Annotated in this window: 12 protein-coding genes; 5 read left to right on the forward strand and 7 right to left on the reverse strand. The window is 62.0% G+C overall.

Features of this window, described 5'->3' with window-relative positions; all coding sequences use genetic code 11:
* Positions 1–605 (forward strand): IS110 family RNA-guided transposase (locus BHQ40_RS14325; protein ID WP_070156545.1); only part of this gene is annotated, 605 nt, incomplete at its 5' end.
* A 382-nt stretch (positions 606–987) separates the two neighbouring features.
* On the opposite strand, the gene BHQ40_RS14330 is transcribed toward BHQ40_RS14325, so the two are convergent.
* The 5 genes from BHQ40_RS14330 to BHQ40_RS14350 form a co-directional block, all read right to left on the reverse strand.
* Positions 988–2,073 carry an LLM class flavin-dependent oxidoreductase gene (locus BHQ40_RS14330; protein WP_070156546.1) on the reverse strand — a complete coding sequence of 362 codons (1,086 nt, stop codon included), beginning with the start codon at positions 2,071–2,073 and terminating at the stop codon, positions 988–990.
* Between the two features lie 3 nt (positions 2,074–2,076).
* Complete coding sequence (locus BHQ40_RS14335) at positions 2,077–3,360, reverse strand: MFS transporter (protein ID WP_171905858.1); 1,284 nt, start codon at positions 3,358–3,360, stop codon at positions 2,077–2,079.
* A gap of 159 nt (positions 3,361–3,519) precedes the next feature.
* On the reverse strand, positions 3,520–4,623 hold the full coding sequence (locus BHQ40_RS14340; protein ID WP_171905859.1) for an LLM class flavin-dependent oxidoreductase: 1,104 nt from the start codon (positions 4,621–4,623) through the stop codon (positions 3,520–3,522).
* A gap of 488 nt (positions 4,624–5,111) precedes the next feature.
* Complete coding sequence (locus BHQ40_RS14345; RefSeq protein ID WP_070156549.1) at positions 5,112–5,987, reverse strand: pirin family protein; 876 nt, start codon at positions 5,985–5,987, stop codon at positions 5,112–5,114.
* A gap of 473 nt (positions 5,988–6,460) precedes the next feature.
* On the reverse strand, positions 6,461–7,867 hold the full coding sequence (locus tag BHQ40_RS14350; protein WP_253183361.1) for an efflux transporter outer membrane subunit: 1,407 nt from the start codon (positions 7,865–7,867) through the stop codon (positions 6,461–6,463).
* 116 nt (positions 7,868–7,983) lie between these two features.
* On the opposite strand from BHQ40_RS14350, the gene BHQ40_RS14355 reads away from it, so the two are divergent.
* The 4 genes from BHQ40_RS14355 to BHQ40_RS14370 all read left to right on the forward strand — a co-directional run bounded on the left by BHQ40_RS14355 (position 7,984) and on the right by BHQ40_RS14370 (position 13,642).
* Entirely contained in the window at positions 7,984–8,601 is a 618-nt protein-coding gene (locus BHQ40_RS14355) for a TetR/AcrR family transcriptional regulator (protein WP_070156551.1), read from the forward strand.
* 78 nt (positions 8,602–8,679) lie between these two features.
* A complete protein-coding gene (locus BHQ40_RS14360; protein WP_070156552.1) occupies positions 8,680–9,768 on the forward strand; it encodes an efflux RND transporter periplasmic adaptor subunit in 1,089 nt (362 codons plus the stop codon).
* A complete protein-coding gene (locus BHQ40_RS14365; RefSeq protein WP_070156553.1) occupies positions 9,765–12,872 on the forward strand; it encodes an efflux RND transporter permease subunit in 3,108 nt (1,035 codons plus the stop codon). The genes BHQ40_RS14360 and BHQ40_RS14365 overlap by 4 nt, the downstream gene beginning before the upstream one ends.
* 98 nt (positions 12,873–12,970) lie before the next feature.
* Positions 12,971–13,642 (forward strand): glutathione S-transferase family protein, encoded by a 672-nt coding sequence (locus BHQ40_RS14370; RefSeq protein WP_070156554.1) that lies wholly within the window; start codon positions 12,971–12,973, stop codon positions 13,640–13,642.
* A 5-nt stretch (positions 13,643–13,647) separates the two neighbouring features.
* Here the strand turns inward: BHQ40_RS14370 and BHQ40_RS14375 are convergent, their stop codons facing one another.
* Positions 13,648–14,808, reverse strand: a complete 1,161-nt coding sequence (locus tag BHQ40_RS14375; RefSeq protein ID WP_435593918.1) for a GGDEF domain-containing protein — start codon at positions 14,806–14,808, stop codon at positions 13,648–13,650.
* 54 nt (positions 14,809–14,862) lie between these two features.
* Positions 14,863–15,741, reverse strand: coding sequence for a LysR substrate-binding domain-containing protein (locus tag BHQ40_RS14380; protein ID WP_070156556.1), 879 nt, complete (start codon positions 15,739–15,741; stop codon positions 14,863–14,865).
* Positions 15,742–15,873 lie beyond the last annotated feature (132 nt).

The raw sequence follows: 15,873 nt of genomic DNA on the forward strand, positions 1-15,873 counted from the left end.
GGTACAAGTCCATGAAGACGTTTGGCGTCGTCGTTCCCAGGGGTACAGGCCGTGTATTCGACAGGAATGTCCGCGAGCTTCTAGACGGCAGGGATGGCCTGGCACAGATCACATTGCCTTTGCTGGAGGCCTGGCGCGACATCCGCAAGCGCGCCGCTGAACTTGATCGTCAGTTGCTCGCCGCAGCCCGGCAAAGCCAGGCAATCAAGCTGCTGATGACGATCCCGGGAGTCGGGGCGGTTACGGCAGTCTCCTATGCTGCGGCGATCGAAGACCCAGCAAACTTCAAAACTTCACGCGCGGTCGGCGCTTGGCTTGGGCTTACCACGCGGCGATACCAATCAGGCGAAGTAGATTATGACGGCCACATCTCGCGGCGAGGCGACAACCATCTGCGCGGCCTCTTATACGAGGCGGCAACGGTCATTCTCACGCGCACCAGCGCCAGCAACCAGAGCGGCCTCAAAGACTGGGGCCTCAGGCTACGCGAGCGGCTGGGCTTCAAGCGCGCCGCGGTCGCTGTGGCCCGCAAACTGGCAGTCATCATGCACACAATGCTCAAAACAGGAGAGGCGTTCAACACATCGGCTGGCGTCACCGCATAACCAATCACCAGCTTAACTTCTCAGCGCGTCAGCATCTGACGTATTGAGGCGTCCCTGCCGTGGACGTGGGTCAGGTCATTCCGCTTTAACGGCTGCAGCATTTTAAAGACTGCGCACAAAACATAGGAAGACCTTGCCTGCGGAAACCCATCATGCGGCGGCTTTATGCCGACCGCGAAGACAACCCTGCTCCCGGCATACGAACACCCTCACGCGACACGCCGCACTGAGAAAAACAAGCACAAGGTTGAGTAACGTGTCGACGCACTACCCGACGCGATCAGCCTTCCCATGCCAACCACGCTTGACTGGAGGAATGCGATTATACAACTGTTAAATGACATGCTTTTCTTTCCATGACCGGCGGCTTTCCGTCCCCGGCCTATTCCCCAGGATTATGGCCGCGAAACTCCGGGATGATCCTTTCCGCGAACAGGCGCGTCGATTTCGCGGCGATGGCGCGGGCTTCGGCGTCGAATTGCCCCAGCGACGCGACCTGGAAAAGCCCTACGCCGATGTCCGCGAATTCCCGCACATGCCGTTCGATGGTTTCAGGCCCGCCGCAAACGACACCACGCGTCCAGAAGCTGTCGTCGGCGACTACCTGGATGCGGGATTCCGACAGCGGTATGCCCATGCGCCGCTCAGCCTCCAGGTCGCGCCTGCGCTTGACATGTAGCCATTGCTTGGTGCGCGCAAACAGCAAGTCCGCCTCTTCTCGGGCGATCGCGTCTGTTTCCGCCATGTGGAAGCCCAAAGTCGCGCGGGATGTCCAGTCCAGGCAGTGGCGCAGGGTCTCCTCCGAATGGCCCGCGGCCAGCAGTTCCTGGCGGTAGGCAGCGAAGACCGGTTGCGTCTCCGCAGCGTTCGCCCCGACCAGATAGACCGGCCAGCCGTTGCGCGCCGCACGGGTGATGGCGGCGGGGTTCGACGCCGTCACCTTGATATGGGGCTGCGGCTTGCGATAGGGCGACGGGCTGATCCGCTCGATAAGGACGCCCTTGTAGAAAGAACCGTCGATTTCGAGCGGCGGATCGTCGGGCGACTTAGCCCACAGCCTAGTCAGCGCATCCAGCGCGTCGCCCAGCATCGAGCGCTTCTGCTCGCGCGCGTCGAAGCCGAAGGCGACCGCCTCGTTCGCAGACATGCCGGACCCCAGCCCGATGATCGCTTTGCCCTTGCTAAGATGGTCGAGCACGTTGAGCATCTCGGCGAGGCGCACCGGGTGATAATTGGGCGCTACCACCACGCCCGACCCGACCCAGGCTCGCTTCAGGCGCGGCGCAAGCGAAGCCAGCACCATGAAGGGATTGGCCGCGCCATAACCACCGAAATGCCGTTCCCCGACCTTCACCATGTCGAATCCCAGAGCATCGGCCTCCAGGCCATGGGCGATTTCCGCCTCCATCATCGCCTCGTCGTCGGCCGGACCATGGGCGGTGTTCACCATCGAATAGGAAAAACGCATCGTTCAGCTCCGTTGGTCGGGTTCTGCCGGCGTGTCGCGGACGGGATAGGGATAGGGTTCAAGCAGCAGGAAAAGCAGCGCGGAAGCCAGTAGCGAGACCTCCAGCATGGCCAGAGCCGGCGTGTAGCTTCCCGTGCGGTCGAAGATCGCGCCGACGAAGATCGCGGCGGGCGCGCTCAGCAATTGCAGCACCGGCAGCAGGGAGCCGTAGATGGTGCTGAAGTTGCGCACTCCGAAATAGCGGCTGGTGAAATAGGACGTCATGCTGACCTGTCCGCCGCAGCCGATGCCAAAGAACAGCAGCGCCGCGATCACTGGCAGCTCACCCCGGCTGACGAAAAGCGCAGCCAGGCTGATCACGGAGAGGATAGCGAAGGGCGCGATAACGCGGGGCGTGTCGAACCGGTCCAGCAGGATGCCGGTCGCGATCTGCGCCAGGAGGCCGCCCGCAGCATAGACCGACATGCCCAAGGTTGCCGTCGTCGGGTCCAGCCCACGTTCGGTCATGATGCCGATGGCGTGGGTTCCGAAGCCGAAATAAGCGAACATGCCCGTGAGCTGCGCCCCGACGACGAGCCAGTAGGTCTTGCCCCGAATGGCCTGGAGGATGCGGATCGCGGGCGCGCCGTCGGGATGGACTTCGTTGCTCTCGATGCCGGAGGAGCTTCGCGAGACCGGCCGCTCGCGGAAGAAGATGAAGAGCAGCGGCAGGGCGATCAGAAGCTCGGCTAGGCCGAAGACCAGATAGGCGTTCTGCCACTCGAAACGGCTCATCAGCAGATGCGCCAGCGGGGGAATCGCGACCGACGCGGTGAAGGCGCCTGCCCCCAAGGCGGTCAGCGCGATGCCGCGCCGGCGGAAGAACCAGGTCGATATCAGCTTGCTGTAGGCGACGGCGCCCGGCGTCGCCATGCCCAGGATGAAATGCGCGGCATAGAAAAGCGGCAGCGAGGCCCCGATCACCGAAAAGGAACTGAGCGTCAGGCCGGACACCAGCGTCAGCGGCAGCAGCACGCGGCGCGGGCCGTATTTGTCGACGACGGGACCGATCAGGGGCGCGCCCAGGCCCGAACCGACGAACAGGAAGGTCACGGCCGCCCCGATCTCCGCATGGCTCCAGCCATAGCCCGCCGCGATGGGGGCGAGGAACACGGGCATGGCCGCGTTGGCGACCAGCAGCCCGGCCAGGAAAGTGCCGACCAGCGACACGCCGATCACGGTCAGCGACTGGCCCGTGATCTCCTGCGAGGGGTTGGGATTGGCGGGGAAATCGGTACCGCGGGGCATCAGCGTTTCACCGTCGGGCGGGCGTGGCGGATGGCTGCGAGCGAACGGCGGCCCGATGAGCTGAAATGCATGCATGTCCCCCTTTGCCGCGCGGGCGGCGACTGAATTTCGAAGAATCCGGGCAATGGAAAGGCGTCACCCCGGCCGGAGCGGATCATCTCAGCTTCCGATCCGCTTGCGATAAGGGCGCACGGGGTTTTGCTGAAAGCGGGGCATGACCTTGTCCGCGAACAGCTTAAGCGAGCGTTCGACGATCGCCTGTCCCTGCGGGTCGCTCGGCCCAACAAAGGCGACGTGGAACAGGCCGATCCCCAGCTTTTCCAGTTCCCGGACATGGTCCGCCACGGTATCCGGGCTGCCCCAGAATTCCATATGGCGATGAAATGCGGGGCCGCGATCCTGGGTTCCGGGAACCTGTCCGACAACGCCCTGCCGCGCCTTGGCCTGGTCCCCATATTTGGCCTTGCGCGTGAAGATCGGCGCGATGCCGGCATGGAGGAACTCATGCTCCTCCGCCGCCTGGGCGTCCGTTTCCGCTATATGCATCGCAAGGGTGACGATGGACGTCCATTCCGCGATGTGATCCAGCACGGATTGCGAATGATCATGCTCCAGCACGGCATTTTGAAACTGTTCGAAGGCGGCCTGCGTCTCGGCCGCGTCGCGCGTCATGAAATAGACCGGCCAGCCGTTGCGGGCCGCCCGCTCGATATGGGCGGGGCTTGAGGCGGTGGTCTTCAGGTGCGGGCGCGGCTTCCGATAGGGCGACGGGGAAATCCGTTCAAGCAGCGTGCCCTTGTAATAGCTGTTGTCGATGTTCACGGGCTCGTCGTCAGGCGCCTTGTCCCACAAGCGCAACAGCGCTTCGATGCCTTCGTCAAGCATCTGCTTGTTCTGCTTCAGCAGATCGAAGCCAAAGCCGATGGAATCCTCTGGCGCCATGCCGCTGCCCAGCCCGATCAGCGCACGGCCGCGCGAAAGGTGATCGAGGATATTGATCTGTTCGGCCAGCCTGACGGGATGATGGTCCGGCACCACGGTGATCCCCGTCCCGACCCAGGCATTTTTCAGCTGCGGCGCGAGCGCCGAGAGCGTCTGCAACGGATTGCCGCCGCCGATGCCGCAAAAATGCCGCTCGCCCAGCGCGACGAGATCGTAGCCGAGCTTGTCCGCCAGCAAGGCCAGTCCGAATTCGGACTGCATCATCCATTCGTCATCCCGGGGATGGTGCGACATGCTGGTCACTGAGAACGAAAAACGCAAAAGAAACTCCCTAGAAAAGCAACGGCGCCATGGCCCGCCCGCGCCCCACCCAAAGGGCAGGTCTGGGCCGCACGTCACGTTGGACGGTCAGGGATCGGACGACGCGAACCCGGCGGCGCCGCGCTTCGCCTTTCGTGCGATCCTTTCCGTCATTCCTCGCCTAAATCGGTTCGCATTCCGGATCGTTCGCGCCGGATCGTCCACGGATGAGGATCCGGCCACTCCAGCGGCACGGGACCGGCGCATTAATTGATACGTGAGCGATGCCGCCCGGTTCGAAATTGCGATGCGCCATTGTCCCGCCCCAGCTGGATTTCCGATTCCCTACTTTTTCAGTAGAGAATACACACGGAGCGCTCAACAGCGCACATTTTGTTTACCAAGACACAAATATGTGACCTGAACATGCGGCTGGAGACGGGCGCGGCATCCCGCGCCGTCACCGATTGCTGTTATTCACCGCTGGACAGGGCTTGCGGATATCCGGTTCAGGTCGGGTCGAGGCCGAAGCGTTCGCCCGTGCGGCGATATTCGGCGAAAGCGGCCTCGATCTCGGCCAGCTCGTTCATGACGAAGGGCCCGCGTGCATAGACCGGCTCCCGGATCGGCAGGCCGGCGTAGAAAAGAACGCGCATACCTCTGTCGCCCGCAACGAGCGTCAACAGGCTCTCCGATTCGACCCAGCCGGTCCAGCCGATTTGCCCTTCGGAGATGGCGGCTTCGTCGGCACCCACCCGGCCGTCGCCTTCGGCCACGACCACGAAGGCATTCCAGTCCTGCGGCACGATCTGTTCGGCCGAGGCATGGGGCTGGAGCTGGAAATCGACCACGGTGACGGGCGTGCGCGTGCGGTAGGGCGCGGTCGCTGCGCCGGACGTGCCCGCATAGACGCGCGCCTCCACCCCCGGGTCATGCCGAACGGGCGCGTCGGCCATGTCGATATCGACCACTCTCGCCTTACTGAGCTTGTCCGCCGCCGGCATGTTGACCCATAGCTGGTACAAGTGGAAGCCGTCGGCCGACTGGGGCCGCCCGCAATGGACGATGCCGCGGCCCGCCGCCACGAACTGCACATCCCCTGCCTTCAAACGGCTGATGTGGCTGAGATTATCTATTTCCTCCAGCGCGCCTTCGCGCATGAAGGTCACCGTTTCCAGGCCGCGATGCGGATGCGGGGAAAAGTCGCCGCCGCCCGTCACGACATCCTCCATCAGCAACAGGAAGGGATCGGTCCGTTGCCAGTCCCCGCCGGGAATGAGCGGCCGGGCGCGGTGATAGGGATTATAGCCCGGTCCCATTGCTGGCCTGTCGATACGAACGATCGAGCGCCGGACAAGGGTCTTGCTTTCCGAAATGGCTGTCATTCTGCTGATCCGATTTTCCGACGCTAGGGCTGAAAGCGCATTGTTGCACCTTCCCACGCCTTCCCGCCAGTTCGGAATTGAGCCTTCCCCAAGGGCCGCTTCCTATGCGCTAACGCCCCCCGAGCTTCCGCGTTGCGCTTGGCGATCTCGGCCATCCGGTGACGGCCGCTACGTCAGATTTGGGGACCAGCCCCCGAGCGCATCTATTATATCGGCTGGCAGGCCATGGCGCGCGACGCGAAAATAAGCGCTTCCGTTCAGCGCGGTCGCCGACTTCGCCGCCCGTTACGACAAGCTTGCGACCAGCTTTCTCGCCATGGTCCAACTTGCTTCAATGCGGCTGTAGCTCCGCGCTTATGAGACTACGACTTAGATGAGAATTTCTGAGGCGCTTACAGGACGACCGAGACCCTATAATTCTTTACGGGTAGGAAAATCCCCTGCTATCCCATGAAACCGAACTCTGCCTTGGTTCAAGCCGCGCCCCGCCAGCCGCCGCCAAGCGCGCGGAAAGAGGCGACGGCAGCGCGCGCCGCTTCCGCCTGCGCCTGCACGCGGGCATCGCGGGTGTCGAGCAAGCGCCGGTCGGCGTCGAGCACCTCGATCAGGCTGATGACACCGCCCTTGTAAGCGGCAAGTGATGCGCTCTGCGCTCGCGTCAAAGCGATTTCACCGCGAGCGAGCGTCGCTTCCTGCGCCTCGCGCTGCACCAGAGCGGAGAAAGCGTTCTCGACATCTTCCGATGCCCGCAGCACCGCCAGCCGATAGGATGCCAGTGCCTCGGCATTGGCGCCCTTCGCCGCCGCTATCTCGGCATCGACGCGGCCGAAATCGAAAAGCCGCCAGCGCAGTCCGAGCACGCCCTGCGCTTGGTTAGCGCCGCCTGTGAACATGTTGCCAGCGACCGTCGTTGCGCTGCCGATCAAGCCACCGATTGAGAATTTAGGGAAATATTCGGAAACGGCGACGCCGATCCTGGCGTTGCTCGCCGCCAGTTTACGCTCGGCAATGATCAGGTCCGGCCGCCGACGCAGTAGATCGCCGGGCCCGCCGGTCTCGCCGATCGCAGGCGCGTCCGGAATTGGACTGACGGCGGCAAGCGTTTGGCGATAGGTTCCTGGCTGCGCACCAAGCAATATGTCGAGCGAATTCATCGCCGCCTCCAGACCGATTCGCAGCACCGGCACGCTCGCTTCGACCTGGGTAAGCGCCCCCTCGGCCTGACGCAGTTGCAACTCGGCAGCGACACCCTTGTCATATTGGAGGCGGACAGTGTCCACCAGACGCCGCTGCGTCGACACCTGCTGCTCCGCGACGGAAAGCCGGGCTTGGAGACCGCGAATGGCGATATAGGTATCGGCGACCTGCGCCGCGACGGAAAGTCGGGCGGCCGCGACTCCTGCCTGCGACGCCTGATATCCCGCGCGCGCGGCTTCGCTGCCGCGCCGCAAGCCGCCAAACAGGTCGATTTCCCATGAAGCGCCCAGACTGGCGTCGTAAAGCTGTCCATTGCGGTCGAAGCCGGGCACTGCGCCTGCGATCCGGCCGATCGGCGTTTCGAGCGACTGATGCGCTGTCGCGGCCGAGGCCGAAATGCTCGCAGAAGGAAGCAGAGCGGCGTCAGCGGCGCGCAGCGAGGCCTTGGCCTGACTGACGCGGGCAACAGCCTGCGCGACATCCAGATTCTGTTCGAGAGCCTTCATTACGAGATCGCTCAGCACCGGATCGCCAAATCCAGCCCACCAGCTATCGGTTGTTATGGGCGCGGCCTGCGAACGGGCGGCGACGGCTGGACTTCCCATATAGGCCGGCGCGGATGCAATGGCCGGACGATGATAGTTCGGCCCAACGGCGCAACCCGCAAGACTGGAGGCGGACATGAGGAGGACAAGGGATCTTTGCAGGACGCGCATATGAGCCTCGGTGACGTGTTTGTGACCAATATACGTTTTAGTCACACGTTGTCAACGCCAGCCTCGAATGTTATATCTGAGGAATGACAGACACCCTCACCGTCGCGGCCGGCCAGCGAGGCCCCGCGGAAACTGAAAAGCGCGACGCGATCATCGACGCCGCAAAGGAACATTTCAGCCGCTATGGCTATGGCAAGACAACCGTGTCTGATCTTGCGAAGGCGATCGGATTCTCCAAGGGCTATATTTACAAATTCTTCGAGTCGAAGCAGGCGATCGGGGAAGCGATCTGCACCGGATGCCTGGGCGTAATCATTGACGCGGTGGGAATAGCTCTGGCTGAATCCTCTACCCCAACTGAAAAATTCCGACGCCTTTTCAAGACAATCATTGAGCAAAGCGCCGAGCTTTTCTTCGACGACCGCAAGCTTTATGACATCGCTGCCGCATCCACTATGGAGAACTGGGCATCGTCGCGCGCCTATTGCGAGCGCGTTGAGGTCATCCTTCAATCGATTATCCTGGAGGGCCGCGAGTCAGGCGAGTTCGAGCGCAAGACGCCGATTGACGAGGTCTGCCGCGGCATCATGCTGGTGATGCAGCCCTTCATGAACCCGATGATGCTGCAGCATAATCTTGACCTGCTTCCCGAAGCGCCGAACGAAGTCACGAACCTCGTGCTACGGAGTCTTGCGCCCTAGGCCAAAATTCCTTTTGTGACCATTTGACAAATTGGTCACTCGATGCGACATGCCGCTCATCCTTGTCGGAGAACGTCCATGTCAACGCCCGCCATACTCATGCCCCTGCTGGCCGCCAGCGGTCTTGCCCTCGCCTTGTCGGCGTGCAGCAGCGCGGAAGCCGATCCGCGCACACAGCCGCCCCTGGTCCGCGTTGCGACCGCGGCAGCGGCCGGCGATGTGGACCGGGCGTTCACCGGCATCGTCTCCGCGCGGGTGCAGAGCGACCTCGGTTTCCGCGTCCCTGGCAAAATCGTCGCCCGGCTGGTCGATACCGGCCAGATGGTCCGCCGGGGCCAGCCCCTGATGCGGATCGATCGGACCGACCTCGCGCTCGCCACAGCCGCGCAGATGGGCGCAGTCGAGGCGGCCAAGGCCCGCGCGATCCAGACTGCGGCCGACGAAAAGCGCTACCGTGACCTTGTTTCCGCCGGAGCGGTCTCCGCATCCGCCTATGATCAGGCTAAGGCAGCCGCCGACGCGGCGCGCGCGCAGCTTAGCGCCGCGAACGCGCAGGCCGGAGTCGCCCGCAACGAGGCGGGCTATGCGGTGCTGGTCGCCGATGCCGACGGCATCGTCGTGCAGACGCTGGCCGAGCCGGGACAGGTCGTCGCAGCCGGTCAAACGGTTGTCCGTCTGGCGCGCTCCGGCGCGCGCGAGGCGGTAATCGATCTGCCAGAGACGATCCGCCCCGCCATCGGCTCCGTTGCGCGCGCCGTGCCCTTCGGCACCGACATGTCCAGCGACGCCCGGCTGCGCCAGCTTTCCAACGCCGCCGATCCGCAGACGCGCACCTACGAAGCGCGCTACACATTGGAAGGTCCGGCTGCGCAAACGCCATTAGGGTCCACAGTGACCGTGGAGCTGGCCGAAAAGTCTGGCCAGGCCATGCGCCAGATCCCGCTCGCCGCGATCTATGACAATGGCCGTGGCCCCGGCGTCTGGGTAGTCAGCGGCAATGAGCCGCGGGTGCGCTGGCGGGCGGTGAAACTGGCCGCGCTTGGCGACGAAGCCGCGACGATCAGCGGCGGGCTTAACACCGGCGACCGTTTCGTCGCACTCGGCGCGCATATGCTCCATGAGGGGCAGACTGTCCGGCTCGCTTCCCAGCCGGGCCGCAGCAAGTGAGCGGGTTCAACCTCTCCGCCCTCGCCGTCCGCGAGCGCGCCGTCACCCTGTTCCTGATCGTCGCAGTATCGCTAGCGGGGCTTTATGCCTTCCTCAATCTCGGCCGCGCAGAGGACCCCAATTTCACGATCAAGGCCATGACCTTCGTGTCAACCTGGCCGGGCGCGACGGCCCAGGAGATGCAGGATCAGGTCGCCGAACCGCTCGAAAAGCGGATGCAGGAACTCAAATGGTATGAACGGTCCGAAACCTTCACGCGACCGGGGCTGGCCTTCACCACGGTCACGCTGAAGGATTCGACGCCGCCAGCGGAGGTGCCGGAGGAGTTCTACCAGGCCCGGAAGAAGCTCGGCGACGAAGCGGCGCGGCTGCCCCGCGGCGTGCAGGGACCGTTCGTCAACGACGAATATGGCGATGTGACTTTCGCCCTCTATGCGCTGAAGGCAAAGGGCGAACCGCAGCGGGCGCTCGTGCGCGAAGCCGAACAGATCCGTCAGCGCCTTCTCCACGTTCCCGGCGTCAAGAAAGTGAACATCATCGGCGAGCGGCCAGAGCGCATTTTCGTCGAATTCTCCTATGCCCGCCTCGCCACCCTGGGCGTGTCCGCGCGAGAGGTCTTCGCCGCGCTCGATAACCAGAATACGGTCACCCCATCCGGCTCGATCGACACGAAAGGGCCGGTCGTGCAGGTCCGCCTCGATGGCGCGATCGACGATCTGGAAAAGATCAGGGATACGCCGATCGTCGCTGGCGGCCGCACGCTCAAGCTATCCGACATTGCGGAGGTCCGCCGGGGTTACGAGGACCCCGCGACATTCCTGATCCGCAATCAGGGCGAGCCCTCGCTGGTCCTGGGCGTTGTGATGAAGGAGCGATATAACGGGCTTCAGCTTGGCGAGGCGCTGGAGAAGGAGGCTTCGGCGATCACCGCGGAGATGCCGCTCGGCCTCAGCTTCACCAAGATCACTGATCAGGCGGTGAATATCGAGGAAGCCTATGACGAATTCATGCTGAAGTTCTTCGTGGCTTTGGCGGTCGTCATTGCCGTGAGCCTGATCAGCCTGGGCTGGCGCACCGGTATCGTGGTCGCCATGGCCGTGCCGCTGACCCTGGCGGGCGTGTTCGTCATCATGCTTGCCACCGGACGGGATTTCGACCGCATCACGCTGGGCGCCCTCATATTGTCCCTCGGCCTGCTGGTCGACGACGCCATCATCATCATCGAAACCATGGTGGTGAAGATGGAGGAAGGCCTGGACCGGATCGCGGCCGCCACCTACGCCTGGGGTCATACGGCTGCGCCGATGCTCGCCGGCACACTGGTAACGACCATCGGCCTGATGCCGGTCGGCTTCGCCAAGTCAAGCGCCGGCGAATATGCGGGCAATATCTTCTGGGTGGTCGGCTTCGCGTTGATCACATCATGGGTCGTGGCCGTGATCTTCACGCCCTATCTGGGCGTCAAGCTGCTGCCCGACATCAAGCCCGTGTCCGGCGGGCACGGCGCGATCTACGTCACGCCGCGCTATCGCCAGCTTCGTTCGGTGATCGGCTGGACCGTCGATAACCGGAAGAAAGTGGCCCTGTCCGTGCTTGCCGCGCTGCTCGTCGCGCTATTCTTCATGGGTTTCGTCAAGCAGCAGTTCTTTCCGATCTCCGACCGGCCCGAAGTGTTTGTGGAAGTGCAGATGCCCGAAGGCAGTAGCATTGGGGCGACCAGCGCGGCCGCCGCCAAGGTCGAGGCATGGCTGAAGAAACAGCCTGAGGCGAAGATCGTTACCACCTATGTCGGTCAGGGCGCGCCGCGCTTCTATCTCGCCATCTCCCCGGAACTGCCCGACCCCTCCTTCGCCAAGATCGTCATTCTGACGCCGGGGGAAAAAGAGCGGGAGGAGCTCAAGCACCGCGTACGTGAAGTCGCGGCGCAGGGACTCGTGCCAGAAGCCCGCATCCGCGCTACGCAGATCGTCTTCGGCCCTTATTCCCCCTTCCCCGTCGCATTCCGTGTGATGGGACCGGATCAAGCAAAAGTGCGCGCCATTGCCGAGGAGGTGCGCAGCGTGATGCTCAGAAACACGTCAATGCGGCAAGTCAACACGGATTGGGGCGAGCGCGTGCCAACTGTCCATTTCGTACTCAATCAGGACCGTTTGCGCGGGGTCGGCCTCAGCTCGCACGACGCCGCCGAACAGCTGCAGTTTCTGCTGACGGGTGCCCCGGTGACTCAGGTGCGAGAGGATATACGTACGGTTGAAGTCGTGGCCCGCAGCGCCGGAAGCGACCGCCTCGATCCCGCCAGACTGCATGGCTTCACGTTGACTGGCGCGCAGGGGCAGCATGTGCCGCTCGATCAGATCGGCAAGGCTGAAATCCGGATGGAGGATCCGATCCTGCGCCGCCGCGACCGCTATACGACCATCACCGTACGTGGAGACATCGGCGAGGGATTCCAGCCGCCGGATATCGCCGTGCAAGTCATCAAGGATATCAAGCCGATCATCGACACCCTGCCTGCAGGCTACAAGATCGAGACCGCCGCCGCTTTGGAAGAAGCGGGCAAGGCGAATGTCGCGCTAGCGGCTGTGTTCCCGATCATGATCGTGCTGATGATGGTGGTGATCATCTTCCAGGTCCGCTCGCTCGCAGCCATGGCCATGGTGCTCCTAACCGCGCCGCTGGCGTTGGTGGGCGTAGTGCCGACACTGCTGATCTTTAACCAGCCGTTCGGATTCAACGCGATCCTGGCGCTCATTGCATTGGCGGGGATCATCATGCGCAATACGCTGATCCTGGTTGGGCAAATTCATCAGAACCAGATGGAAGGGCTGGATCCCTATCATGCGGTGGTCGAGGCCACGGTGCAGCGATCAAGGCCGGTGATCCTGACGGCGCTGGCGGCGGTGCTGGCCTTCATACCGCTGACCTTCTCCGTCTTCTGGGGTTCGCTGGCGTTCACCCTGATTGGCGGGACGATCGGCGGGACTGCGCTGACCCTCGTATTCTTGCCGGCGCTCTACGCGATCTGGTTCCGGATCAAGCCGGTGGGAGACGGCCAGATGGACAATGCCCCGCACCCGGCAACTTGGAAGCCAGTGGCGGAGTGAACTGGAAAGAAAGGATTTGAGAGGAACTTACCTGTCTCATCGAGAAATTCATCTGGCCCACTTCCCCATCGGCGCATCCGCGCCTAACAGATGCGTGCATGTGGCAACTGTACCAATTCCCGCTTTGTCCCTTTTCTCGTAAGGTCCGGCTGCTGCTGGGCGAGAAGGGGGTGGCCTATGACCTAGTCCGGGAATCGCCGTGGCAGATGCGGGATGAGTTTCTGGACCTCAACCCGGCCGGCACCACGCCTGTCATGGTCGATGAGGATACCAACGCGACCCTCATCGACAGCCAGGCGATATGCGAATATTTTGAGGAAACGGTAGAGCGGTTCCCGCTGATATCCGGCACTGCCGCCGGGCGGGCGGAAATCCGCCGGCTCGTCGCATTCTTCGATCAAAGTTTTTACGGCGATATCGTTGCGCCGTTACTGCACGAGCGGATGAAGAAGCGGCTGGTCGAACGCGCTCCTCCCGATGCCCGTATTCTACGCGAGGCCATGAAACGCGCGAATACGCACATGGACTATATGGACTATCTGCTCGACCATCGCAGTTGGATGGCTGGAGGAACCATGAGCCTGGCTGATATCGCCGCGGCTGCGCATGTATCCGTTGCAGATTATCTCGGGGGCATAGACTGGTCGAGTCATGAACCGGTGAAGCGCTGGTATGCGGGCTTCAAATCACGCCCGTCCTTCCGCCCGCTCCTGTCAGAGCGGATGGAAGTCATCGCCCCACCGGCACATTATGAGAAACCCGACTTTTAAAACGGCTATTCGGCGTCGGCCGCCATGTAGACGCGATTGCGGCCATGTTCCTTGGCAAGGTACAGCGCCCGGTCAGCCGCCTTCAGGGCGTCACGAGGATCGTCATAGGCAAACACATTGGCGACACCGGCGGAGAAAGTGACCTTCTCCATCCGCTGACCGGTCGAGCGATTGACCAAACTGCGTTGGGACAAGTCTTCGCGCGCGCCATCTACGATCGTGCAAACCTCCGCCGCCGTCTTGCCACGAAAGAGCATCACGAATTCCTCGCCGCCATGCCGTGCTACATGGCATCGTTCGCCCGATATGCCTGACAGCAGGTTGGCGACGAATTTCAAAACACGGTCGCCCGTATCATGGCCGTGGGTGTCATTGACCAGTTTGAAATGATCGATGTCGCAAAAAACGACGCTGAGCGCCTCTTGCGCCGCCTGTGCCTGCAGCGTTTCTTCTTTCATCCGCGCTTCGAAGGCCCGACGATTGGGTAAACCGGTCAAATGGTCATGCTCTGCCGCACGGCGCGCTGTCTCCAGGCTTTGCTGGAGCATCTGTGTCTGCTTCTGGCTGTCGCGCATCTGAGTTTCGACCTGACGGCTCTTTTCCACCATTGCGCGAGTCAGCCCGATCAGCTTGGCAAGGACCGGCTGGTCCTTCTCGGCTTCGGACATGTCTTTGACCTGTTCCTGCAAGGCTGCGCCATAATCCTTTGCTGAGCTGCGCGACTGATCCATCAGGTCAGTAAATTGCGACAGGTTGTCCTCAACCTTGTCCAGCATATCAGCGAGAGACTCAGGAGTTACCTCATCCTTTTGCCGTTCGGCAATAAGACCCTCGATCCAGCCATTAGTAATCTTTCCGCGCGTCTGCAGTATGGCGCCGACGGCTTTCTCGATCCCGTGGTCTGCCCCGGTCAGATAATCGTGTACCAGCCCAAAATTAAGCGGTGTTAGATCGAGATCATGGGAAAAAAGGAAAGACCCTATGTCATTATAGAGCTGCTTCCGGCGCTCGATTCCGCGGCTGAACGGCCGCTTGGTCGCCTCCCGCTCCGATGTTTCGGCCACCGGCTCTTGGTGCGTCGACAAGCGCCGCGCCCAACGTGTGAGCCGATCGGTCAAACCGTGCTGCGCTACAGATAATGTGGTCCCGTTTTCCATACCCATCAAAACGGATCGATTTCGTCACGATTTAGGTTAAGGCGGAAAAAATCATAAATGCGATCAGATGTCCGATGCGAGCAGCCAATCATGGAATATACGGACTGCACGGTTCTGAAGAGCGCGTGGCCGACACACGAAGAAATAGTGATATGGACTTTTCACTGGAATCGTCAGCAATTGGGTTAAACGAGGGTCCTTAGCCTGCGTAAAATGGCTGGCATGCATCACCGCCACACCCAGTCCCTGGGCTGCGGCTTCAAGCATCAATGGCCCTGAATCATAATTGTCGATCGCTGCGGGCTGCAGATCAGGCATCCCGATCGCTTCCTTCCATGCGTCGAAGCTTCCAGACATTTCGCGATGTAAGAGGATGGTATGTCCGGCAAGCTGTTCTGGCCGCGTTATCGCATCCGCCCCCTCCGCCAGGGAACGCGCACCGATCAAATAGACCTCATCATGATCTAGTTCATGGGAATAGAGGGATGGATCAGCTTCCTTACCCAGCACAATGGCGGCGTCCAACCCTTCGCCGAGGCGTGCAATGGCATGTGGTGTGGTTTCGATGTCCAGATGAAGGCTGGGATGCAACTTGCGCAGTTCCGGTAACAGCGGGAACAATCTCTGGCTGGCAAACAGAGGTTGCACCGCCAAACGCAGCCGCATCTGGTTGCCGCCGCTCTGAATATCTTCCAGTGCCACTGACATCGCATCCAAAGCAGGTGCGATATCGTCCAGCAAACGCTGCCCGTCTGCATTGATTTCCATCGCCTGATGCTTGCGATCGAACAAGGCTTTACCAAGAAAACGCTCGAGCGCCTGTACACGCCGACTCAGTGCTGGAGTCGATAGAGCAAGCTCCTCAGCAGCAGCTTTCACCGAGCCGAGACGTGCGACCTGCACGAAGGCCTCAAGGGCCGTAAGGGGCGGCAACCGTCGCATATGCTCTTATCCGGGCCAACACCTGTTGCAACGCAACATTTTGACATGCTGACCATGCAGCCAGCATATCCAGACATCCTCTGTCAAAGAAGCCAGAAAAGAGCGGATATTTCAAGATGCAATTTTTGCAAC

This window comes from Sphingobium phenoxybenzoativorans, from assembly GCF_001757355.1.
In the GTDB taxonomy this organism is placed as follows: Bacteria; Pseudomonadota; Alphaproteobacteria; order Sphingomonadales; family Sphingomonadaceae; genus Sphingobium; species Sphingobium phenoxybenzoativorans.